This window comes from Streptomyces sp. NPDC051569 (genome assembly GCF_044454085.1).
Classification (GTDB): Bacteria; Actinomycetota; Actinomycetes; order Streptomycetales; family Streptomycetaceae; genus Streptomyces.
In genome coordinates this window covers 41,565-64,477 of record NZ_JBITDJ010000004.1, presented here as the reverse complement: position 1 = coordinate 64,477, position 22,913 = coordinate 41,565, and the positions used below count along the sequence as shown (strand labels likewise).

The following is a 22,913-nucleotide window of genomic DNA, read 5'->3' as shown; positions in this document are numbered from 1 at the left end:
GCGGTGTCCACATGCTGGAACGAGCTATCCACTTCCTGAGAAGCCGCCCATCATGTAACCTGCACGAAATTTCTTGGAGGGCCAGCGTCGTCCCTCGGTACCGCATATGCCACGACGACGACGGGAGAGCCGATGCGTTCCGACGCCTGGTCGCCCATGGATGGTCGCCCCGCCCCCCAGGGCCTGTACGACCCCCGTAACGAGCACGACGCCTGTGGTGTCGGGTTCGTGGCCACCCTGACCGGTGTAGCCAGCCACACGCTGGTGGAGCAGGCGCTGACCGTACTGCGCAATCTCGAACACCGTGGCGCCACCGGCTCCGAGCCCGACTCCGGCGACGGCGCCGGAATGCTGCTCCAGGTGCCGGACGCCTTCCTCCGCGAGGTCACCGGATTCGAGCTGCCCGAGGCCGGCTCGTACGCCGTCGGCATCGCGTTCCTGCCCGCCGAGGACTCCAGCGCCGCCGTCTCACGGATCGAGACGATCGCCGCCGACGAGGGCCTCACCGTCCTCGGCTGGCGCGAGGTCCCCGTCGCCCCCGCGCTGCTCGGCGCCACCGCCCGCTCGACGATGCCGGCCTTCCGCCAGCTCTTCGTCGCGGACCGGACGGGCACGAGCACCGGCATCGCACTGGACCGCAAGGCCTTCCTCCTGCGCAAGCGCGCCGAGCGCGAGGCCGGGATCTACTTCCCCTCGCTCTCCGCCCGCACGATCGTCTACAAGGGCATGCTCACCACCGGCCAGCTGGAGCCGTTCTTCCCGGACCTCTCCGACCGCCGCTTCGCGACCGCCATCGCGCTGGTCCACTCGCGCTTCTCCACCAACACCTTCCCGAGCTGGCCGCTCGCCCACCCGTACCGCTTCGTCGCGCACAACGGCGAGATCAACACGGTCAAGGGCAACCGCAACTGGATGCGCGCCCGCGAGTCCCAGCTCGGCTCGGACCTCTTCGGAGCCGACAAGCTGGAGCGGATCTTCCCGCTCTGTACGCCCGACGCCTCCGACTCCGCCTCCTTCGACGAGGTCCTGGAGCTCCTCCACCTCGGCGGCCGGTCGCTGCCGCACTCGGTCCTGATGATGGTCCCCGAGGCGTGGGAGAACCACGACTCCATGGACCCGGCCCGCCGCGCGTTCTACCAGTACCACGCGACGATGATGGAGCCCTGGGACGGCCCCGCCTGCGTCACCTTCACCGACGGCACCCAGGTCGGCGCGGTCCTCGACCGCAACGGACTGCGCCCCGGCCGCTACTGGGTCACCAGCGACGGCCTCGTCGTCCTCTCCTCCGAGGTCGGCGTCCTCGACATCGACCCGGCCAAGGTCGTCCGCAAGGGCCGCCTCCAGCCCGGCCGGATGTTCCTCGTCGACACCGCCGAGCACCGCATCATCGAGGACGACGAGATCAAGGCGTCCCTCGCCGCCGAGAAGCCCTACCAGGACTGGCTCGAAGCCGGCGAGATCGAGCTGCACGATCTCCCCGAGCGCGAACACATCGTGCACACCCACGCCTCGGTCACCCGCCGCCAGCAGACCTTCGGCTACACCGAGGAAGAGCTCCGCGTGCTCCTCGCGCCGATGGCGCGGGCCGGGGCCGAGCCGATCGGCTCCATGGGCACCGACTCCCCGATCGCCGCGCTCTCCGCGCGCCCCCGGCTGCTCTTCGACTACTTCACCCAGCTCTTCGCCCAGGTCACCAACCCCCCGCTGGACGCCATCCGCGAAGAACTGGTCACCTCGCTGCGCTCCTCCCTCGGACCCCAGGGCAACCTGCTGGACCCGACCGCCGCGTCCTGCCGCAGCGTCACCCTGCCCTTCCCGGTGATCGACAACGACGAGCTGGCCAAGCTCGTCCACATAAACGCCGACGGCGACATGCCCGGCATGAAGGCCGCCACCCTCTCCGGCCTCTACCGGGTCAGCGGCTGCGGCGACTCCCTCGCCGCCCGGATCGAGGAGATCTGCTCCGAGACCGACGCCGCCATCGAGAGCGGCGCCCGGATCATCGTGCTCTCCGACCGGCACTCCGACGCCGAGCACGCCCCGATCCCCTCGCTGCTGCTCACCGCCGCCGTCCACCACCACCTCATCCGCACCAAGCAGCGCACCCAGGTCGGCCTGCTCGTCGAGGCCGGCGACGTCCGCGAGGTCCACCACGTCGCGCTGCTCATCGGCTACGGCGCCGCCGCCGTCAACCCGTACCTCGCCATGGAATCCGTCGAGGACCTCGTCCGCGCCGGTACGTTCATCGAGGGCCTGGAGCCCGAGCAGGCGATCCGCAACCTGATTTACGCGCTCGGCAAGGGCGTCCTCAAGGTGATGTCCAAGATGGGCATCTCCACCGTCGCCTCCTACCGGGGCGCGCAGGTCTTCGAGGCCGTCGGCCTCGACCAGGCCTTCGTCGACAAGTACTTCAACGGCACCGCCACCAAGATCGGCGGCGCCGGCCTCGACATCGTCGCCAGGGAAGTCGCCGCCCGGCACGCCAAGGGCTACCCCGCCTCCGGGATCTCCGCCAGCCACCGCAAGCTGGAGATCGGCGGCGAGTACCAGTGGCGCCGCGAGGGCGAACCGCACCTCTTCGACCCGGAGACCGTCTTCCGGCTCCAGCACGCCACCCGCTCGCGCCGCTACGACATCTTCAAGAAGTACACCGGCCGGGTGAACGAGCAGTCCGAGCGGCTGATGACGCTGCGCGGCCTCTTCAACTTCGCCTCCGACCGCCCGTCGATCCCCCTCGACGAGGTCGAGCCGACCACCGAGATCGTCAAGCGCTTCTCCACCGGCGCCATGTCGTACGGCTCGATCTCCCGCGAGGCGCACGAAACCCTCGCCATCGCCATGAACCAGCTCGGCGGCAAGTCCAACACCGGCGAGGGCGGCGAGGACGCGGACCGGCTGTACGACCCGGCCCGCCGCTCCTCCATCAAGCAGGTCGCCTCCGGCCGCTTCGGCGTCACCAGCGAATACCTGGTCAACGCCGACGACATCCAGATCAAGATGGCGCAGGGCGCCAAGCCCGGTGAGGGCGGCCAGCTGCCCGGACACAAGGTCTACCCGTGGGTCGCCAAGACCCGGTACTCCACCCCGGGCGTCGGTCTGATCTCCCCGCCGCCGCACCACGACATCTACTCCATCGAGGATCTCGCCCAGCTGATCCACGACCTCAAGAACGCCAACCCGAAGGCCCGCATCCACGTGAAGCTGGTCTCGGAGGTCGGCGTGGGCACCGTCGCCGCCGGCGTCTCCAAGGCGCACGCCGACGTCGTCCTGATCTCCGGGCACGACGGCGGTACGGGAGCCTCGCCGCTCACCTCGCTCAAGCACGCGGGCGGCCCCTGGGAACTCGGCCTCGCCGAGACCCAGCAGACCCTGCTCCTCAACGGCCTGCGCGACCGCATCGTCGTCCAGACCGACGGCCAGCTCAAGACCGGCCGCGACGTCGTCATCGCCGCACTCCTCGGCGCCGAGGAGTTCGGCTTCGCGACCGCGCCGCTCGTCGTCTCCGGCTGCGTCATGATGCGCGTCTGCCACCTCGACACCTGCCCCGTCGGCATCGCCACCCAGAACCCGGTGCTGCGCGAACGGTTCACCGGCAAGGCCGAACACATCGTCAACTTCTTCGAGTTCATCGCCGAAGAGGTCCGCGAACTCCTCGCCGAGCTGGGCTTCCGTACCCTCGAAGAGGCCGTCGGCCACGCCGAACTCCTCGACACCGAGCGGGCCGTCAACCACTGGAAGGCCCAGGGCCTCGACCTCAAGCCGCTCTTCCACGTGCCCGCCCTCGCGGAGACGGCGGCGCGCCACCGCACGATCGAGCAGGACCACGGCCTCGCCAAGGCCCTCGACAACGAGCTGATCAAGCTCGCCGCCGACGCGCTGAGCGCCGAGAGCGCCGAAGCGGCCCAGCCCGTGCGGGCCCAGATCGCCATCCGCAACATCAACCGCACCGTGGGCACCATGCTCGGCCACGAGGTGACCAAGAAGTTCGGTGGCGCCGGCCTGCCCGACGACACCATCGACATCACCTTCACCGGCTCGGCCGGTCAGTCCTTCGGCGCCTTCCTGCCCAGCGGCATCACCCTGCGGCTGGAGGGCGACGCCAACGACTACGTCGGCAAGGGCCTCTCCGGCGGCCGGGTCATCGTCCGCCCCGACCGGGGCGCCGACCACCTCGCCGAGTACTCCACCATCGCCGGCAACACCATCGGCTACGGCGCCACCGGCGGCGAACTCTTCCTGCGCGGCCGCACCGGCGAACGCTTCTGCGTCCGTAACTCCGGCGCCACCGTGGTCTCCGAAGGCGTCGGCGACCACGGCTGCGAATACATGACCGGCGGCCACGCCGTCGTCCTCGGCGAGACCGGACGCAACTTCGCGGCCGGCATGTCCGGCGGCGTCGCGTACGTCATCGACCTCGACCCGGACAACGTCAACGCCGGGAACCTGGCGGCCGTCGAACCGCTGGCCGACTCCGACAAGCAGTGGCTGCACGACGTGGTGCGCCGCCACCAGGAGGAGACCGGCTCCACCGTCGCCGAGAAGATCCTCGCCGACTGGGACATCGCCGCCGACCGGTTCAGCAAGATCATCCCGACCACGTACAAGGCAGTGCTCGCCGCCAAGGACGCCGCCGAGCTGGCCGGTCTCTCGGAGACCGAGACCACCGAGAAGATGATGGAGGCGGCGACCCATGGCTGACCCGAAGGGCTTTCTCACCACCGGCCGCGAGGTCGCCAGGACCCGGCCCGCCGAGGAGCGCGTCAAGGACTGGAACGAGGTCTACGTCCCGGGCTCGCTGCTGCCGATCATCAGCAAGCAGGCCGGCCGCTGCATGGACTGCGGTATCCCGTTCTGCCACAACGGCTGTCCGCTGGGGAACCTGATCCCCGAGTGGAACGACTACGCGTACCGCGAGGACTGGACGGCGGCGAGCGAGCGGCTGCACGCCACCAACAACTTCCCGGAGTTCACCGGGCGGCTCTGCCCCGCCCCCTGTGAGTCCGCGTGCGTCCTCGCCATCAACCAGCCCGCCGTCACCATCAAGAACGTCGAAGTCTCCATCATCGACAAGGCGTGGGACAGCGGCGACGTCACCCCGCAGCCGCCCGAGCGCCTCTCCGGCAAGACCGTCGCCGTCATCGGCTCGGGACCGGCCGGACTGGCCGCCGCCCAGCAGCTGACCCGGGCCGGCCACACCGTCGTCGTGTACGAGCGGGCCGACCGCATCGGCGGACTGCTCCGGTACGGCATCCCCGAGTTCAAGATGGAGAAGTCGCACATCAACCGCCGTATCGAGCAGATGCGCGCGGAAGGCACCAAGTTCCGCACCGAGACCGAGATCGGCCGCGACATCGACGCGGGCAAGCTGCGCAAGCGGTACGACGCCGTGGTCATCGCCGCCGGCGCCACCATCTCCCGCGACCTGCCCGTCCCGGGCCGCGAGCTCAACGGCATCCACTTCGCGATGGAGTACCTGCCGCTCTCCAACAAGGTGCAGGAGGGCGACCTGACGGTCTCCCCGATCTCCGCCGAGGGCAAGCACGTGGTGGTCATCGGCGGCGGCGACACCGGCGCGGACTGCGTCGGTACGGCCCACCGCCAGGGCGCCGCCTCCGTCACCCAGCTGGAGATCATGCCGAGGCCCGGCGACGAGCGCGCCGACCACCAGCCGTGGCCGACGTTCCCGATGCTCTACAAGGTGAGCAGCGCGCACGAGGAGGGCGGCGAGCGGGTCTACTCCGTCTCCACCACCCACTTCGAGGGCGACGAGGACGGCAACGTCCAGTCCCTCAACCTCATCGAGGTCGAGTTCGTCGCCGGCAAGCTGGAACAGCGGCCGGGCACCGAGCGGAGGATCCCGGCCCAGCTGGTCACCCTCGCCATGGGCTTCACCGGCACGGACCAGCGGAACGGCCTGGTCGAGCAGTTCGGCCTGGAGCTGGACGAGCGCGGAAACATCGCCCGCGACGAGGATTACGCGACCAATGTCCCCGGCGTGTACGTTGCGGGTGACGCGGGCCGCGGCCAGTCCCTGATCGTGTGGGCCATCGCCGAGGGCCGCTCGGCGGCGCGCGGTGTGGACCGCCACCTGACCGGGGCGAGCGACCTGCCGGCGCCGATCCGCCCGACGGACCGCGCGCTGACGGTCTGACGGTCCGGCCGCCGGAGCGCACAAGGCCCGGCCGCCGGAGCGCACAACTCAAGAGACGTCCCGTACAACGGCGTACGGGCGGTGTCGGTCCGGGGAGAACAACTCCCGGGCCCTCCGCAAGGCGCGGCGCCTGCCCCCAGTCCCCGACCGGACGACGGCAGGCGCCGTGGCATGTGGCCGGTGAAGCCCCGGCGGGCCGGTGACCCGCGAGGCGCCCTCCAGGCGAACGCCGGCGGCGACGAGACGCTGGCGGTCACGCAGTCCCGAGGCCGTGCGGACGCACCCCGCGAGGGCGACTCCGCATCCGGTAAAAGTCAAGATCATCGAGCGTCGTGATCATGTGGCGTGTCCCACTCGATGTTCCCCGCCGGGGCGTGCTAGGCTGACGTCGTTGCAGTTTTGGTACCCATGAACTTTATGTGCGCCTGACGGGAATGTTCCTCAGGCGCATTATTGTTTTTGCCGGCTTCTCCGGATGGGTGGCTCAATGCGGCGACGAGGAATTCGTAAAGTGCGGATTTCCGGCTCTGCACCTGTTTTAGGAGAATGACATGGCTACTGGCACCGTGAAGTGGTTCAACTCGGAAAAGGGCTTCGGCTTCATCGAGCAGGACGGCGGCGGCGCCGACGTCTTCGCCCACTACTCGAACATCGCCACCCAGGGCTTCCGTGAGCTCCAGGAGGGCCAGAAGGTCTCGTTCGACGTGACGCAGGGCCAGAAGGGCCCGCAGGCGGAGAACATCGTCCCGGCCTAATTTCCGGACGTGTACCTCGCAGCCGGGGCCCGCACCGTGCAGGTGCGGGCCCCGGCTCGCGCTGTCCTCAGGCCCAGGAAGGCTTCTTTCCCGAATGACTCGATCCGAACGCCCGGCCCGTGCTGCCCGACCCGCCGGCAAGCGCCCGGTGAATTCCCGCGCCCAAGGATCTGCGCAAGGCTCCGCGAAGGCACCCGCCCGCCGCACCGCCGCACGTCCGCAGGAATTCACGCTGCCGGAGACCATCACCCCCGCACTGCCCGCCGTCGAGTCGTTCGACGAGCTGGACATGCCCGCTGGGCTGCTGAAGACCCTCACCGCCCAGGGCGTGACCGACCCGTTCCCCATCCAGGGCGCGACCCTGCCGAACTCCCTCGCCGGCCGCGACATCCTCGGCCGGGGACGCACCGGATCCGGCAAGACCCTCGCCTTCGGGCTGGCGCTCCTCGCCCGCACCGCCGGCCGCCGCGCCGAGCCGCACGCGCCCCTCGCGCTGGTGCTGGTCCCCACGCGTGAGCTGGCGCAGCAGGTGACCGACGCGCTCACCCCGTACGCCACCGCCCTGAACCTCAAGCTGACCACGGTCGTCGGCGGTCTCTCGATCGGCAAGCAGGCGAGCGCGCTGCGGCGCGGCGCCGAGGTTCTCGTCGCGACACCCGGACGGCTCAAGGACCTCATCGAGCGCGGCGACTGCCGCCTCGACAAGGTCTCGATCACCGTGCTCGACGAGGCCGACCAGATGGCCGACATGGGCTTCATGCCGCAGGTCACCGCGCTGCTGAAGCAGGTCGAGCCGGACGGACAGCGGATGCTGTTCTCGGCGACCCTCGACCGCAACATCGACAAGCTCGTACGGCTGTACCTCACGGACCCGGTCGTGCACTCCGTCGACCCGTCCCAGGGCGCCGTCGTCACGATGGAACACCACGTGTTCTACGTCCTCGACGAGACCGACAAGAAGGCCGTCACCACCCGGATCGCGGCGCGCGACGGCCGGGTGCTCTTCTTCCTGGACACCAAGCGGTCCGTCGACCGGCTGGTCAAGCGGCTGCTGGCCAGCGGCGTACGCGCCGGGGGCCTGCACGGTGGCCGTTCCCAGCCGCAGCGCAACCGGACCCTGGAGCAGTTCAAGAACGGCCAGGTCACCGCGCTCGTCGCGACCAACGTCGCGGCCCGCGGCATCCACGTCGACGATCTCGACCTGGTCGTGAACGTCGACCCGCCCGTCGACCACAAGGACTACCTCCACCGCGGCGGACGCACCGCCCGCGCGGGGGAGTCCGGCAGTGTGGTGACGCTGGTGCTGCCCGAGCAGCGGCGCGAGATGACCCGGCTGATGTCGGACGCGGGCATCGCCCCCAGGTCCGCGCGGATCAAGTCCACGGACGAGGAGCTGGCGCAGCTCACCGGTGCGCGGGAGCCCTCCGGGGTGGCCGTCACCATCGAGGTGCCGCAGCAGCCCACCGTCCAGGCGAAGCAGCAGAAGCCCCGGACGTCCCGCCCGGCCCGTAAGAACACGGGCAGCGGTGGAGGCACGGGCTCCGGCTCCGGCGGAGGTTCCTCCCGCCTCGGTGGCGCCGCACGCGGCAGCCGGGGCCGGCGCGGCCGCCCGGGCGGCGGAGCCACGGGCGAGGGCGGCGGCCGCCGCACCGCCGCCTGAGCCCTCCGTCCGGCATGACAGACACGTGAGCCCGGCCCCGCGCCCAGCGCGGGGCCGGGCTTCCGGCTGTCCTGGGCCTGCTCGCGAAGAGGGCGCTCGCGAAGGGTGCTCCGAAGGGGGTGCTCGCGAAAAGGGGCGGTGCTCCGGGGTGTTCGCGGTTTCCGACTCCGCCGTCACGGCACACCTGTGGCGCGCGCGGCAGGGCTGGCGCACGAGGTGTGGCCGGAGCGTGAGAGCGGGTTAATTTCCAGGAAACTCAGGGCAGTTGGGATTGACGCGTACACGTCTACGCGCGTCATCATGGTGCTCATGCGAATCCCCCCACGTATCGCCGCCCTCGGTGGCCTCGCCGCTCTGGTCTCCACCCTCCTCGTCGGCGGAGTCACCGCCGCCGCCACCTCCGCCGCCCCCACCGCGGTCGGCGGCGTCTGCTACTCCGCCCTGCCGTCCCAGGCCCACGACACCCTCGACCTCATCGACGTCGGCGGGCCCTACCCGTACTCCCAGGACGGAGGCGTCTTCCAGAACCGCGAAGGCCTGCTCCCGAGCCGGTCGGCCGGTTACTACCACGAGTACACCGTCGTCACCCCCGGCTCCCCGGACCGTGGTGCCCGCCGCGTCATCACCGGCGACACGACCGACGAGGACTACTACACCGCCGACCACTACGCGTCGTTCAAGCTCGTCGACCACGGCTGCTGAGCCGACCACGGCCGCTGAACCGGAAGGTAACCTCCGTCCCATGACGGTGACGTATGTGATCGACGGGGCGGAGGTCACCAGCCTCGACCGCTTCTGGCAGGTGATCGGTGCGGCCGTGAACGGGCCCGGCGGATACTTCGGGAGCAATCTCGACGCCCTCGCGGACTGTCTGCACGGCGGGTTCGGCACACCGGACGACGGCGACTTCGTCATCGAATGGCACCGCCACGACGAGGCGCGCCGTGCGCTCGGTCACGACGAGACCGTGCGTACGCTCCGGCGCCGGCTGGAACGTACGCACCCCGGCGATAACGCCGCTGTCCAGGCCCAGCTGGACGAGGCCCGGGCGGGCCGGGGACCCACGGTCTTCGACCAGCTGGTCCAGCTCATCGAGGAAGAGGCGCCCGGCGTCCTCCGGCTCCGCTGAGCCCGCTCTCTCAGCGGCGGCGCGGGAGCGTCCGCTCCAGGCGCCGCCGCTCCGGCCCCTCCGGTACGAACCGCACCGCGTCCACCGCCGTCGCCCGCGCGTACCCGCCCGGCTCCTCGTCCAGAATCCGCGCCAACGCCGCCACCGCGCGCCGGTCCTGGCGGGCCGCCAGAGCACGCGCCGCCTCGGCGGCCGTCGCCGCGTCCGGCTCGGTCAGCCGGGATGCCAGCGCCTCACGCAGCGGCTGCGTGTTCGCGGCCACACTCGCCAGGGCCGTCACCGCCCGGCCCCTGACCGACGCGTCCGCGTCCCTGCTCAACAGCACCAGGGCCCACACCGCGTCCCGGTGGTCACCCGGTACGAGCCCCGTCAGCGCCAGGGCCGCCCGCCGCCGCACCCCGGCATCCGGATGCCCGGTGTGCCGCAGGATCTCCGGCAGCGCCGCCGGATCGCCGTGCTGGCCGAGAGCCCCGACGACCGCGCGGACCAGCGCCGGGTCCGTGGCCCGCCGCGACAGCTCCCGCAGCAACGGCACCACGCGGGCCGTGAAAGGCCCCGCCCCGTCCCCGTCCACCGCGCCCAGCCGCGCCAGGACATCGGCGGCGAACGCCTGCCGGGGTGGCTCCCCGCTCGCGCACCAGGCCGCCGCCGCCCGGAACGTCTCCTCGTCGCCGCGCCGCCACAGCGCCGCCACGGACTCCGTCCAGTCGTCCCGCCCGGGGACCCCGCAGCGCAGCGCCCGCCCGGCCAGCTCCTCGTACGGCGTCGCGATGCCGAGCTCCGCTTCGAGTATCGTCGCGACGGCCGCGTGACCGGTGTCCTGCTCCCGCCCGGCCATCGGCTCGCCGTCCCGCAGCAGTTCGACGGCGACGGTCACCGAACCGTCCGCCTCGATCCGGCGCACCACCGTCTCGTATCCGTCACCGTGGGCGGCCAGGAGACCGTCCCGCAGCTCCTGTTCCACATCCAGAGCCATCCAGCGCCGGGCCTCGGCGAGCGCCGCGTCGTGCCCGCCCGCGCCGTACCGCAGCAGGACCCGTACGGTCGCCGTGGAGCCGCGGCGGGCGGCCAGCAGCAGGGGCGGCTCACCGCCCGGGCCAGGCAGGACCGGATCGGCGCCGTACTCCAGCAGCGCTTCCACCGTGTCGGGAAACCCCTGGGTCACCGCCCAGGCGAGCGCCGTGAAGCCGAAAGCCTCCCGGCTGTCGGGCAGGGCGCCCGCGGCGAGCAGGGCGCGCACGACCTCGGTGTGCCCGCTGCAAGCGGCCCCGCACAGCGACAGGTCCCCGCCGTCCCGGCCGCTCGCCCGCTCGGGGTCGGCGCCCGCCGCGAGCAGCAGCCGCACCACGCACGGCTCGTCGCTGAGCGCCGCCGCGTACAGAACGGTCTCGCCGTCCTCGTTGGCCGCCTCGGCGGACACCCCGGCCCGGAGCAGCCGTACCACGGTGTCCTCCGCGCCATGCAGCACCGCCTCGAAGAGGTCCGCGACGCCCGCTGTCGACTCATTGGTCATGCCAGGACCCTACGTGGGGCGCCCGGTCAGGTGTCGCACTCCAGAACGGTGTGACAGAGCCCGCACCGCGCCCGCACCCGCCCCCGGACCGGCAGCCGGATGCGCTGGTGGCAGGTCGGACAGGGGAACGAGACCCGGGGGCCGTCCGGCAGCCGCTCGAACAGGTAGGGCGCGGCAGGGTCCGTGCCGCTGTCCCGGCCCGTCGCACCGCCCCGGGCGGGGGCCTCGCCCGGACGGTCGAGCGCGTGGCGGCGGTCCTTCGCGTACCGGAGCCGGCCCACCCGTCCGGCCGTGGTCAGCGGCGGCTGCCGCTCGTCGCGCAGGGCACGCTCCCCGCCTTTCGTGTACGAGGTGTAGCCCTGGGGACTGGTGAACCAGATCCGGGGGTCCTCGTCGAAGACGAGCGCCCGCTTGGCGAGGACGTAGCCGAACTCCTCGGGGGTGAGATAGCCGAGCTTCTGGCTGGAGTCGCGGTCCTCGCGGTACGCGTCGAGCAGCAGCCAGCCCGCGCCGAGATAGGTCGTGGCGGTGTCGGTGAGTATCTCGTTGTCGCGGGTGCCGGGGAAGCTCAGCCCGAGCCGGTGCAGCAGGACATGGGTGATCTCGTGGGCGAGGGCGGCGCCGATGTCCCTGCGGTGGGTGCGGAAGCGGTTGTTCAGCTCGATGAAGTACTCGGGTCCCGCCGCCAGCTCCACGGCGGCCGCGTGCCGCATCTCGCGGAAGCTCACGATCACCCGCGCGTCCGGCAGCCGCAGTTGCCGGACCAGGGCGCCGGCCACCCGCTGGGTGCCCAGATGCAGGTCGTCCTGGTCGGAGAAGGCCACGTCGGCGGGGGCGACGCTGGGGGCGTACGCGCGGACGCCGTCGGGGGAGAGCCGCCGGTAGAGCGCGGTGATCGCCGCCCGCACGGTGGCCAGATGCGGATAGCCGTGGAGGACCTCGCCGCCGTTCGTCACGTCGTACCCCCTGCAAGGACGGTCGGCCGCCGTCAACTCTACGGGGACGAGCCGACCGGCCGTCCGATGGCCGGACAGCGGCCGAGCGGGGGCTGTTCCGGCCTGGCCGAAACATGGCCCTTGTGGCCAGGCTGATCCTCTCCGCATAATCCGGAGCACGGTATTGCTTGTCGGGTCCATGTCAAATCTGTCGGGCGGACCGGACCGGGCTCGCGTACCGCCACCCCCCACGTACGGCCCCCCACGTACGGCCCCACCGCACCACACCCACACCGCACCGCACCCCCCACACCGCACCACACCCCCCACGAAAGGCAGACTGTTGAGTCAGCTTCCGCGCGCCCTGAAAAGATGTGCCGCCACCAGCGCCGTCCTCCTCGCCGCCGTCAGTCTCCAGCCCTCTTCCGCCTCCGCCGCGCCTGCCCCCGGGCCGGCCGCCCCCCAGGCCCTGACCCGGGCCGCGGCGCCCGTCGCACCGCCCGTCGTCGGCGGTACCCGCGCCGCCCAGGGTGAATTCCCCTTCATAATCCGGCTCTCGATGGGCTGCGGCGGCGCCCTCTACGCCCAGGACATCGTCCTGACCGCCGCGCACTGCGTGGACGGATCCGGCAGCGACACCAGCATCACCGCCACCGCCGGCGTCGTCGACCTGCAGAGCGCCGCCGCCGTCACCGTCCGGTCCACCGAGGTACTCCAGGCCCCCGGCTACGACGGAGCGGGCAAGGACTGGGCGCTGATCAAGCTCGCCGAGCCGATCGACCAGCCGACCCTGAAGATCGCCACCACGACCGCGTACAACAGCGGCGACTTCACCGTCGCCGGCTGGGGCGCGGCCACCGAGGGCGGCGGCCAGCAGCGCTACCTCCTCAAGGCGAGCGTGCCGTTCGTCTCCGACGCCAGCTGCGACGCGTCGTACGACGGCGAGCTGATAGCCGGTGAGGAGATCTGCGCCGGCTTCGCCGAAGGCGGCACCGACACCTGCCAGGGCGACTCGGGCGGCCCGATGTTCCGCGAGGACAACGCCGGCGCCTTCATCCAGGTCGGCATCGTGAGCTGGGGCAACGGCTGCGCCCGGCCCGGGTATCCCGGTGTCTACACCGAGGTGTCCACCTTCGCCCCCGACATCGCGTCAGCGGCGGCAGGGCTGTAGCGGTGACGGCGGGGCCGGTGCCGGACACGGCGGTCCGGCACCGGCCCCGCCCGGCTGTCGCCGCTTCCGGGTCGCTGCCTCCCGTCGCCGCCTCCGGGTCGCTGCCTCCGGGTCGTCGCCTCCGCGTGCCGGTCCGGCGTCCCGGTCCCGCATCGTGACCACGCACTGCCGCCCGCGACCCGGCCGGTCTAAGCTCCGGGACCATGACCACGAGCGACACCGGCATCGACGACTCCGTACGCGCCGAACTGAACCGCCTCCGCGAAAGCATCGACAACATCGACGCGGCCGTCGTCCATATGCTCGCCGAGCGCTTCAAGTGCACCCAGCAGGTCGGCTTCCTCAAGGCCGAACACCACCTGCCCCCGGCCGACCCGGCCCGCGAAGGCCGCCAGATCACCCGGCTCCGCGAGCTCGCGGAGAGCGCCAGACTGGACCCGGCCTTCGCCGAAAAACTCCTGAACTTCATCATCGCGGAAGTCATCCGGCACCACGAGACGATTGCCACCGAGGCTCGTGACGCCGACGACGGAGAAACCTCCGTCGGTTGACCCCCCCTGGCGCGCCAACGGACGGGCCCCTGCGTACTTCGTACGAGCGAAAGTGCCGCACGCCCGCCTCCAGCGTGGCGTTATGACGGCAAGAGTGCCGATTCGCCAGCTTCAGCAACACGCGAGTGAGCTCATCGAGAGAGTGGTGGCCGGGGAGCGGGTCGAGATCACCCGGAACGGGCGTCTCATCGCCGTCCTGGGCCCGCCGGACCCTGAGCAACGCGTCATGGAAGACCTCATCCGCACCGGAAGCTTGACCGTGTGCTGCGCATCCGGCTCTCCGACCCCGTCCTGCGGGCCGCAGGCATGCTGCCGCAGCGGCATCCGCGTAGCCTTGACGCCATCCACCTGGCATGCGCGGAGCAACTCGAACAAGCCTTGACCGCTTTCGTCACCTACGACAAGCGACCGGCCGCAGCCGCGATCGAACGCGACCTGCCCGTCCACACCCCGGCGCCCAGCACACCATGGCCCTGCGCTGACAGCGCAAAGAACCCTGCTGCGCCCGGCCCGGCCCATCAGGCAGCATGGCACTCATGTCCGTACTGACGCGCGACGAAGCGCAGACCCGAGCCCAGCTCCTCGACATCCACCGGTACACGATCGCCCTCGATCTGACCACCGGCGAGGACACCTTCGACTCCCGCACCGTCATCCAGTTCACCGCGCGGGCGGCCGGAGACACCTTCGTCGAGCTGAAGCCCGCAGCCCTGCGCTCCGTCACCCTCGACGGGCAGGCCCTCGACACCGCCGCACTCACCGACAACCGGCTCCCGCTCACCGGGCTCACCGCCGGGGAGCACGAGCTGCGCGTCGAGGCCGACATGCGCTACTCCCGTACCGGCGAAGGCATGCACCGCTTCACCGACCCCTCCGACGGCGAGACGTACGTCTACACGCAGCTGTTCATGGACGACGTCCAGCGCGTCTTCGCCGCCTTCGACCAGCCCGACCTCAAGTCCGTCTTCGCCCTCACCGTCACCGCCCCCGACAGCTGGACGGTCCTCGGCAACGGCATCGCCGAACAGAGCCCGGACGGTAGCTGGACCATCGCCCCCACGCCCCTCATCTCCACCTACCTCGTCGCCGTCGCCGCCGGCCCCTGGCACACCGTCCGCACCGAACACGCCGGTCTCCCCTTCGGCATCCACTGCCGGCGCTCCCTCGCCCCCCACCTCAACACCGACGCCGACGAGATCCTCGACATCACGCGCGCCTGCTACGACCGCTACCACGAGAAATTCTCGGAGCCGTACCCCTTCGACTCCTACGACCAGGCGTTCGTCCCCGAATTCAACGCCGGCGCCATGGAGAACCCCGGCCTGGTCACCTTCCGCGACGAATTCATCTACCGCTCCGCCGTCACCGAGACCGAACGCCAGACCCGCGCCATGGTCATCTCCCACGAAATGGCCCACATGTGGTTCGGTGACCTCGTCACCCTCGCCTGGTGGGACGACATCTGGCTCAACGAGTCCTTCGCCGAGTACATGGGCTACCAGACCCTCACCGAAGCCACCCGCTTCACCGACACCTGGGTCGAATTCGGCATCGGCCGGAAAGCCTGGGGATACGACGCCGACCAGCGCCCCTCCACCCACCCCGTGGCCCCCGACCCGGAAGCCGTCCCCGACACCGCCTCCGCGCTCCTCAACTTCGACGGCATCTCGTACGCCAAGGGCGCCTCCGCCCTGCGCCAGCTCGTCGCCTGGCTGGGCGAGAAGGACTTCCTCGCCGGCATCAACACCCACTTCGCCCGGCACAAATTCGCCAACGCCACTCTCGCCGACTTCATCGACTCCCTCGCCCACGCCACCGACCGCGACGTCCACGCCTGGGCCGCCCAGTGGCTGCGCACCTCCGGCGTCGACACCCTCACCCCCCACATCAGCGACGCCGACACCGAATGGACCCTGGACGTCGTACGGGACGGCAGCCGCCCCCACCACATCACCGTCGGCACCTACGACATCGACCCCGTCGACCCGGACCGCCTCGTCGAGCGGGACCGCATCCCCCTCGACCTCCCGCTGACCGGCGCCACCACCCACCCCGGTCACCGCCCCGCCCTCGTCGTCCTCAACGACGGCGACCTCAGCTACGCCAAGGTCCGCCTCGACGCGCAATCATGGGACACCGCCCTGCGCTCCCTGGCCGGCATCCCCGATCCCCTCACCCGCGCCGTCATCTGGAACGCGGCCCGCGACATGGTCCGCGACGGCGAACTCGCCCCCACCGCCTACCTCGACGCCGCCCGCGCCCACCTCCCGCACGAGACCGACCTCGCCCTCGTCCAGGGCGTCCTCGCCTTCGCCGCCGGCCAGATCACCGACCGCTACCTCACCACCGAGGAACGCGGCACCGCCCTCGCCACCCTCACCGCCCTCTGCCGCGACCTCATCCGCCGCACCGAGGACGGCAACAACCCCGGGCTGCGCCTCACCGCCGTACGCCACCTCATCGACGCCACCACCCAGCCGGGCCCCCTCCAGGACTGGCTCGGCTCCGGCAGCGTCCCCGGCGGCCCCGAACTCGACCCCGAGCTGCGCTGGCGCGTCCTCACCCGCCTCGCCGTCCTCGGCGCCGTCGACGCCTCCGCCATCGACGCCGAACTCGACCGCGACCCCAGCGCCACCGGCCAGGAAGGCGCGGCCCGCTGCCGCGCCGCCCTCCCCGACCCGGCCGCGAAGGCCGAGGCCTGGGCCCGGCTCTTCGCCGGCGACGACCTCTCCAACTACCTGTTCGCCGCCACCGCCCAGGGCTTCTGGCAGCCCGAACAAGCCGACCTCGTAAGGGAGTACGTGCCCCGCTTCTACCCCGAGGCGATCGCCGTGGCCGAGCGCCGGGGCCCCGCCATCGCCGACGCCGCGGGCCGCTACGCCTTCCCGCTCCACGCCGTCGACGCGGAATCCCTGCGCCTCGGCCAGGAGCACCTCGACACCGCCGACATGATCCCCGCGCTGCGCCGCAAGCTCGTCGACCAGCTCGACGACCTCGCCCGCGCCCTGCGGGTCCGTGGCGCCTGACCAGCCGTACGCGCCACACCACCATCCGCACGCCCTGACCGTCCGTACGCCCTGACCGTCCGTACCCCTGATCACGTGCGGCCGGTCAGCCACACGTCCTGACCATCCGCACCACCCGGCCGCCCCGGCACCCTTCGTACGCGCGTACGCGGACCCCGGGGCGGCCGCCGTCATATCAGGCGGCGGGCCGTCAACTCTCCTTCACCGCGCAGCAATACCCCTTTCGGGTTCCGATCGTTGTGCTCCACGGGCACCACCGCCGAACCCCGGAGAACCTGGTGTATCTGCCCCAAGCGGATCCGAAGGACCTCCTATGCGTACGCCGCCGAGCGCCCCACCCAGGACGCAGCCCACCGGCACCCCCCTCCCGCCCCTCGCCGGCGGCGAACACGGCCCCGACGCCCTGCGGCCCCTTCTCGCCACCGTCCTCGACGCCCTCCGCGACGGAGCCACCCGACGAGGCGGACCCATCCCCGCCGGCGGCCCCGCACACGTCGCCGCACAGCTGCGCGCCGCCGCCGAACCCGTACTCCCCGACGAAGGCACCGGCCCCCACCAGGCCCTCCGCACCCTCGTCCACGCCCTCACCCAGGGCGCCGCCGACCCCGCCCACCCCCACTGCGCGGCCCACCTGCACACCCCGCCCCTCGCACTCGCCGTCGCCGCCGACCTCGCCGCGTCCGCGCTCAACCAGTCCATGGACTCCTGGGACCAGGCACCCGCCGCCTCCGTGCTCGAAACCCTCGTCACCCGGGCCCTCGCCGCCGAGGTCTACCCCCGCCACCCCGCACCCGACGCCCTCGTCACCACCGGCGGGACCGAATCCAACCACCTCGCCCTGCTCCTCGCCCGCGAACGCCACGGCCGCGTCCAGATCATCTGCGGCGCCCACACCCACCACTCCGTCCACCGCGCCGCCTGGCTCCTCGGCCTCCCCGCACCGATCACCCTCCCCACCCCCACCGGAGTCATCGACCCCGCCGCGCTCGACGAAGCCCTCTCCCGGCTGACCCCGCCCCTGCTCGTCACCGCCACCGCCGGCACCACCGACACCGGCCGCATCGACCCGCTCCCCGCCATCGCCGACATCTGCGACACCCACGGCGCGGAACTCCACATCGACGCCGCCTACGGCGGACCACTCCTCTTCAGCCCCACCCGCCGCGCCGCGCTCGACGGACTCGACCGCGCCCACTCCGTAACCCTTGACCTGCACAAACTCGGCTGGCAACCCATCGCGGCCGGCCTCCTCGCCGTCCCCGCCACCACCGACCTCACCCCCCTCGGCCACACCGCCGACTACCTCAACGCCGACGACGACACCGAAGCCGGCCTCCCCGACCTCCTCGGCCGCTCCCTGCGCACCACCCGCCGCCCCGACATCCTCAAGACGGCCGTCACCCTCAAAGCACTCGGCCGCACCGGGCTCGCCGCCCTCATCGACCACACCTGCGCCGCCGCCCAGCGCCTCGCCGACCTCATCGACGCCCGCCCCGGCCTCGAACTCCACGAGCGGCCCACCCTCACCACCGTGCTCTTCCGCCCCACCGGCGCCACCGACGACACCGTCGCCGCCATCCGCCGGGCCCTCCTCACCGAAGGCACCACCGTCCTCGGCCGCGCCCACGCCGACAACCGCCTCTGGCTCAAAGCCACCCTGCTCAACCCCCACGCCACCCCCGGCGACCTGGAAGCACTCCTCACCCTCGTGGAAGGCGGCACCCGCCGATGACCCCCCAGCCCCCCACCGACCTCGACCAGCCCCACGACCTGGTGGGCATCGGCATCGGCCCGTTCAACCTCTCCCTCGCGGCCCTCGCCGACGGCATCCACGGCCGCCTCGCCGCCACCTTCTACGACCAGCGCCCCGCCTTCCACTGGCACCCCGGCCTCCTCATCGACGGCACCACCCTCCAAGTCCCCTTCCTCGCCGACCTCGTCACCCTCGCCGACCCCGCCAGCCCCTGGACCTTCCTCAACTACCTCAAAGCCCGCGACCGGCTCTTCCCCTTCTACTTCGCCGAGCGCTTCCACATCCAGCGCGCCGAATACGACGCCTACTGCCGCTGGGTCAGCGAACAACTCCCCGCGCTCCACTTCGGCCACCAGGTCGACGCCGTCCGCTGGAACCCCGAACGCGACCTCTTCGAAGTCGACTTCACCCAACTCGACCCCGCCGGCGAAGCCGAAGCCCTCGGCCGCGCCTACACCCGCCACATCGCCCTCGGTATCGGCACCGAGCCGTACGTCCCCGACGCCCTCAAACCCCTCGCTGAGGCCTCCGGCGTCCCCGTCATCCACTCCGCGGACTACCTCGACCACCGCGAACGGCTCCTCGCCGCCGAACACATCACCGTCATCGGATCAGGACAGTCCGGCGCCGAGATCTTCCTCGACCTGCTCCGCGCCCGCCCCACCGGAGCCGAGAAGATCCACTGGCTCGCCCGCAGCGAAGCCTTCACCCCCATGGAGTACTCCAAGCTCGGCCTGGAGCACTTCACCCCCGACTACACCCGCTACTTCCACGCCCTGCCCGAGCACGTACGCGACGACCTCGTCCCGCGCCAATGGCAACTGCACAAGGGCATCGACCACGACACCATCACCGCCATCCACGACGAGCTCTACCGGCGCACCCTCGGCGGCGGCTGGCCCGAAGCCGTCCTCACCCCCGGCGTCACCGTCCGCACCGCGGGACGCGTCGCCACCACCAAGATCGAGCTCCACCTCGAACACACCCGGCAGGCCACCCGCACCCGCCTCACCACCGACGCCGTCATCCTCGCCACCGGCTACCGCGAACGCCCCCTCGACCGGATCCTCGCCGGCGTCGACCCCTACATGCGCCGCGACGCCTCAGGACGCCCCCGCGTCGACGAACACCACCGGCTCGTCCTCGACCCCGGCGTCACCGGCTCCGTCTACGTACAGAACGCGGAACGGCACAGCCACGGCGTCGGCGCCCCCGACCTCGGACTCGCCGCCTGGCGCAGCGCCACCATCCTCAACCACCTCACCGGCGGCAACCCCTACCCGCTGCCCCGGCGCACCGCCTTCACCAGCTTCGGTCTCGACCCGCAGGACCAGACCCGCCCGATGCCCGCACCGAGGGGCCTGGTCCCTCTCACCGAAGTCCTCTGACAGAACCGGAAGGCCGTTCGGGACCCGCCCTAGAAGACCGGCGAACCGTCCCGCGTCAGCTTCCAGCCCACCGACGCGAACACCGCCGGATCGACCGTGCCCGTGTCCTTCACCCAGCCGATGATCGTGTTACGGATCTCGTCCGAGTTCGACCACACCTGCTGAGCGGCGGCGACATGCGGGAAGTTCCCGCCGCCGCTCGCCCGGTAGTTGTTCACCGCCAGCACGAACGTCGCCGCCGGATCCAGCGCCTTCCCCTCGAACCGCAGATCCGCGATCCGCGACCCCGCCGGCTTCGCGATGTCGATCTCGTACGTCACACCCGACAGGGCGTCGTAGTTGTAATCCGGCGTGTTCCCCGCGTTCGTCAGCTTCGACGTGTCCACCGGCGCACCCGCCGCCGTCTGCACGTAATACCGCGCCGAGAACTCCAGATAATCCTTGACCTGCGCCCCCGTCAGCAGCCGCGCCTCCATCGTGTTCTCGAACGGGTACAGCCCCGCCGCGTCCTTGATGGTCACCTGACCGGCCGGAATCGCCGCCGTACGCGAGAAACACGACGCCTGCGACAGCACCGGCAGCGCCGCGTACGCGCCACCCGCCAGCGCCGCCTTCACCGTCTCCGTCTGCACATGGTTGATCAGATCGATGATCGGCTCGTCCTTCCACGGCGCGTCCACCGTGGACATCGCGGCCGTCGACGTACCGATGACCTGATTGACGTACGCCACCACCTTGCGGTGCTCGTCCGAGAGCAGCCGGGTGATCTTCTTGTCCTCGGCCGACGTGTTCGAATTCAGCACCTGCGAACCGGCCCGCTCGACCGACCAGCCGCCCCGCTCCCACACCAGATCGAAATCGAAGAGCGTCAGCCGCTGCCCCCACTTCGCCGGCTCCGAGAGCACGACCTCCTTGCCGGTCTTCTTGTTGACCACCCGGCGCTCCGGGATCTCCGCGTGCGCGTGCCCCACCAGGATCGCGTCGATCCCCGGCACGTTCTCCGCCACCAGCGTCGCCGCGTTCTCCACGTACGGCAGCAGATCACCGTACGAAGAGGAACCGTCCGTCCCCGAGTGCGCCGACACGATGACCACGTCAGCGCCCATCGACCGCAGCTTCGGCACCCACTTCGCCGCCTGCTCCTCCAGACCCGGGAACGTCATCTTCCCCTGCACGTTCGCCTTGTCCCAGATCGCGATGCCGGGATTCGTCAGACCGAGGACCGCCACCCGCACCTCGTGCCCGTGCGGCGTCCGCAGCTTCTTGATCACGTACGGCGCGAACGCCGGCTTCAGCGTCTTCGCGTCCAGCGCGTTCGCACCGAGCAGCGGGAAGTCGCACTGCTCCTCGAACTTCCGCAGCACCGGAATGCCGTAATTGAACTCGTGGTTGCCGAGCGCCGCCGCGTCGTAACCGATCGCGTTCATCGCCTGCGCCATCGGGTGCACCGGGCCGCGCTTCGCCGTGATCGGGTCGACCTTGGCGTAGTAGTACGACAACTGCGTGCCCTGGATCGTGTCACCCGCGTCGATCAGGAGGGTGTTACGGCGGCCCCTCTCCTTGCGGATCTTCTCGACCAGTGTGGAGATCTTCGCGAGCCCGATGTCATTGTGGGCCGCGTCGTCGAACTCCTTGTCCGTGAAGTAGTCCCAGTTGAAGACGTTGCCGTGCAGATCGGTCGTCCCCATCACGGTGAACGAGTACCGCTTCCGCGGACGCCCGTGGCCATGGCCGTGATCGTGGCCGGTCGCCCCAGCCGGCACAGCGGCCCCGGCCACCAGCGCGGCACCGGCGCCGGCGGCGGCGGAGTGACCCAGGAACGTCCTACGGTTCAACGGCATTTCTTCTCCTCGATGTCATGGCAACGCGCGTAGATTCTGGCCGAGAACGCTCCGCCGCAACACCCCCCGCGGGTTGCGATCGGATGACCGCCACCGGTCGAACCGGGGTGCGAGAGTGTGGTGGAGCCCCACCGCGCCCGAAGCACCGGCCACACCCCCGAGGGAGTCACCCCATGACCACCGGCCACTCCACCCCCGCGGCCCCCTACGGCACCCCCGAAACACCCAGGCTCGCCGTCCGCGGTGAAGCACACCTCGAAGTCGACCCCGAAATCGCCCGCATCTCCATCGCCGTCACCGCCCGCGGCCCCGACCGCAGCGCCGCACTCGACGACCTGACCCGCCGCAACACCCACGTCCTCGCCCTCATCAAGTCCTACGGCGACTCCGTCGAAAAACTCGAAACCGGCGCCTTCTCCATCAGCCCCGAACTCACCCGGCGCGGCCACGGCGAACGCGTCCGCGCCTACCACGGCAGCGTCCACCTCACCGCCGAACTCACCGACTTCACCGTCCTCGGCGAACTCACCACCCGCCTCGCCGACCTCGACCTCACCCACGTCAGCGGGCCCTGGTGGGCCCTGCGCCCCGACTCCCCGGCCCACGGCGAAGCCCGCCGCCAAGCCGTACGGGAAGCCGTCCAGCGCGCCCGCGAATACGCCGGAGCCCTCGGCTCCCACCTCGCCGCCCTCGTCGAGCTGGCCGACCTCGGAGCCGAGAACACCGCCGGATACGGCATGGTCCCGCCGCCCGGCGCCATGCGCAGCCGAGTCGCCTACGGCGACGGCGCGGCGGACAGCACAGCCCCCGCCCTGGACCTCGAACCGCAGCGGCAGACCGTCTACGCCCAGGTGAACGCCCGCTTCACGATGACCCCGCCCGACCTCACCGGCTGACCGGCAGCCACCGGTCCGACCACCCTGAAAAATGCTCATCGGAGCAAGCCTCTGCACACTTCAACACTTGTCAACAACCTTTCACGCAAAGGTTGTTGAGTAGTCATGCACGGCCAATTCTCTACCGGCCGGTAAGTCGTAGGC

At 71.1% G+C, this 22,913-nt stretch carries 16 protein-coding genes; 13 read left to right on the top strand and 3 right to left on the bottom strand.

The window, feature by feature from the left end; all coding sequences use genetic code 11:
- Window positions 1-132: 132 nt before the first annotated feature.
- The 6 genes from gltB (at window position 133) to ACIBAE_RS08455 (ending at window position 9,695) form a co-directional block, all read left to right on the top strand.
- Window positions 133-4,698, top strand: coding sequence for a glutamate synthase large subunit (gene gltB / locus ACIBAE_RS08480; RefSeq protein WP_399283147.1), 4,566 nt, complete (start codon window positions 133-135; stop codon window positions 4,696-4,698).
- Window positions 4,691-6,151: a glutamate synthase subunit beta gene (locus tag ACIBAE_RS08475; protein WP_399283145.1), complete on the top strand. Its 1,461-nt coding sequence runs from the start codon at window positions 4,691-4,693 to the stop codon at window positions 6,149-6,151. Before gltB ends, ACIBAE_RS08475 begins: the two co-directional genes overlap by 8 nt.
- A 551-nt stretch (window positions 6,152-6,702) precedes the next feature.
- Window positions 6,703-6,906: a cold-shock protein gene (locus ACIBAE_RS08470; RefSeq protein WP_015607926.1), complete on the top strand. Its 204-nt coding sequence runs from the start codon at window positions 6,703-6,705 to the stop codon at window positions 6,904-6,906.
- Between the two features lie 94 nt (window positions 6,907-7,000).
- Entirely contained in the window at window positions 7,001-8,566 is a 1,566-nt protein-coding gene (locus ACIBAE_RS08465; RefSeq protein WP_399283143.1) for a DEAD/DEAH box helicase, read from the top strand.
- Between the two features lie 309 nt (window positions 8,567-8,875).
- On the top strand, window positions 8,876-9,268 hold the full coding sequence (locus ACIBAE_RS08460; RefSeq protein WP_399283142.1) for a ribonuclease domain-containing protein: 393 nt from the start codon (window positions 8,876-8,878) through the stop codon (window positions 9,266-9,268).
- A 40-nt stretch (window positions 9,269-9,308) separates the two neighbouring features.
- The gene (locus tag ACIBAE_RS08455) at window positions 9,309-9,695 is read left to right on the top strand and encodes a barstar family protein (protein ID WP_399283140.1); all 387 of its coding nucleotides are present in this window, start codon (window positions 9,309-9,311) and stop codon (window positions 9,693-9,695) included.
- 10 nt (window positions 9,696-9,705) lie between these two features.
- Here the strand turns inward: ACIBAE_RS08455 and ACIBAE_RS08450 are convergent, their stop codons facing one another.
- Window positions 9,706-11,208 carry an ankyrin repeat domain-containing protein gene (locus ACIBAE_RS08450; protein ID WP_399283139.1) on the bottom strand — a complete coding sequence of 501 codons (1,503 nt, stop codon included), beginning with the start codon at window positions 11,206-11,208 and terminating at the stop codon, window positions 9,706-9,708.
- Window positions 11,209-11,234: 26 nt separating this feature from the next.
- A complete protein-coding gene (locus tag ACIBAE_RS08445) occupies window positions 11,235-12,164 on the bottom strand; it encodes a hypothetical protein (RefSeq protein ID WP_399283137.1) in 930 nt (309 codons plus the stop codon).
- 322 nt (window positions 12,165-12,486) lie between these two features.
- Between ACIBAE_RS08445 and ACIBAE_RS08440 the strand changes: the two genes are divergently transcribed.
- From ACIBAE_RS08440 to ACIBAE_RS08415, 6 genes are all read left to right on the top strand, one after another.
- Entirely contained in the window at window positions 12,487-13,314 is an 828-nt protein-coding gene (locus ACIBAE_RS08440) for a S1 family peptidase (protein WP_399283135.1), read from the top strand.
- Between the two features lie 203 nt (window positions 13,315-13,517).
- Window positions 13,518-13,865 (top strand): chorismate mutase, encoded by a 348-nt coding sequence (locus ACIBAE_RS08435; RefSeq protein WP_399283133.1) that lies wholly within the window; start codon window positions 13,518-13,520, stop codon window positions 13,863-13,865.
- 82 nt (window positions 13,866-13,947) lie between these two features.
- Complete coding sequence (locus ACIBAE_RS08430) at window positions 13,948-14,247, top strand: type II toxin-antitoxin system Phd/YefM family antitoxin (RefSeq protein ID WP_399283132.1); 300 nt, start codon at window positions 13,948-13,950, stop codon at window positions 14,245-14,247.
- 154 nt (window positions 14,248-14,401) lie between these two features.
- Window positions 14,402-16,891: an aminopeptidase N gene (pepN, locus tag ACIBAE_RS08425; protein WP_399283130.1), complete on the top strand. Its 2,490-nt coding sequence runs from the start codon at window positions 14,402-14,404 to the stop codon at window positions 16,889-16,891.
- A gap of 313 nt (window positions 16,892-17,204) precedes the next feature.
- A complete protein-coding gene (locus tag ACIBAE_RS08420; protein WP_399283128.1) occupies window positions 17,205-18,623 on the top strand; it encodes a pyridoxal phosphate-dependent decarboxylase family protein in 1,419 nt (472 codons plus the stop codon).
- Window positions 18,620-20,032, top strand: coding sequence for a lysine N(6)-hydroxylase/L-ornithine N(5)-oxygenase family protein (locus ACIBAE_RS08415; protein WP_399283126.1), 1,413 nt, complete (start codon window positions 18,620-18,622; stop codon window positions 20,030-20,032). Before ACIBAE_RS08420 ends, ACIBAE_RS08415 begins: the two co-directional genes overlap by 4 nt.
- A 29-nt stretch (window positions 20,033-20,061) precedes the next feature.
- On the opposite strand, the gene ACIBAE_RS08410 is transcribed toward ACIBAE_RS08415, so the two are convergent.
- Window positions 20,062-21,873 carry a bifunctional metallophosphatase/5'-nucleotidase gene (locus ACIBAE_RS08410; protein ID WP_399283124.1) on the bottom strand — a complete coding sequence of 604 codons (1,812 nt, stop codon included), beginning with the start codon at window positions 21,871-21,873 and terminating at the stop codon, window positions 20,062-20,064.
- A 173-nt stretch (window positions 21,874-22,046) separates the two neighbouring features.
- Here ACIBAE_RS08410 and ACIBAE_RS08405 point away from each other — a divergent pair, with 173 nt between their 5' ends.
- On the top strand, window positions 22,047-22,769 hold the full coding sequence (locus tag ACIBAE_RS08405; RefSeq protein WP_399283123.1) for an SIMPL domain-containing protein: 723 nt from the start codon (window positions 22,047-22,049) through the stop codon (window positions 22,767-22,769).
- The last annotated feature ends 144 nt before the right edge of the window (window positions 22,770-22,913 follow it).

Bases quoted from the DNA above. Each gene is read 5' to 3' on its own strand.
- gltB (WP_399283147.1), top strand. From the start codon at position 133: ATGCGTTCCGACGCCTGGTCGCCCATGGATGGTCGCCCCGCCCCCCAG.
- ACIBAE_RS08475 (WP_399283145.1), top strand. From the start codon at position 4,691: ATGGCTGACCCGAAGGGCTTTCTCACCACCGGCCGCGAGGTCGCCAGG.
- ACIBAE_RS08470 (WP_015607926.1), top strand. From the start codon at position 6,703: ATGGCTACTGGCACCGTGAAGTGGTTCAACTCGGAAAAGGGCTTCGGC.
- ACIBAE_RS08465 (WP_399283143.1), top strand. From the start codon at position 7,001: ATGACTCGATCCGAACGCCCGGCCCGTGCTGCCCGACCCGCCGGCAAG.
- ACIBAE_RS08460 (WP_399283142.1), top strand. From the start codon at position 8,876: ATGCGAATCCCCCCACGTATCGCCGCCCTCGGTGGCCTCGCCGCTCTG.
- ACIBAE_RS08455 (WP_399283140.1), top strand. From the start codon at position 9,309: ATGACGGTGACGTATGTGATCGACGGGGCGGAGGTCACCAGCCTCGAC.
- ACIBAE_RS08450 (WP_399283139.1), bottom strand. From the start codon at position 11,208: ATGACCAATGAGTCGACAGCGGGCGTCGCGGACCTCTTCGAGGCGGTG.
- ACIBAE_RS08435 (WP_399283133.1), top strand. From the start codon at position 13,518: ATGACCACGAGCGACACCGGCATCGACGACTCCGTACGCGCCGAACTG.
- ACIBAE_RS08430 (WP_399283132.1), top strand. From the start codon at position 13,948: ATGACGGCAAGAGTGCCGATTCGCCAGCTTCAGCAACACGCGAGTGAG.
- pepN (WP_399283130.1), top strand. From the start codon at position 14,402: ATGTCCGTACTGACGCGCGACGAAGCGCAGACCCGAGCCCAGCTCCTC.
- ACIBAE_RS08420 (WP_399283128.1), top strand. From the start codon at position 17,205: ATGCGTACGCCGCCGAGCGCCCCACCCAGGACGCAGCCCACCGGCACC.
- ACIBAE_RS08415 (WP_399283126.1), top strand. From the start codon at position 18,620: ATGACCCCCCAGCCCCCCACCGACCTCGACCAGCCCCACGACCTGGTG.
- ACIBAE_RS08410 (WP_399283124.1), bottom strand. From the start codon at position 21,873: ATGCCGTTGAACCGTAGGACGTTCCTGGGTCACTCCGCCGCCGCCGGC.
- ACIBAE_RS08405 (WP_399283123.1), top strand. From the start codon at position 22,047: ATGACCACCGGCCACTCCACCCCCGCGGCCCCCTACGGCACCCCCGAA.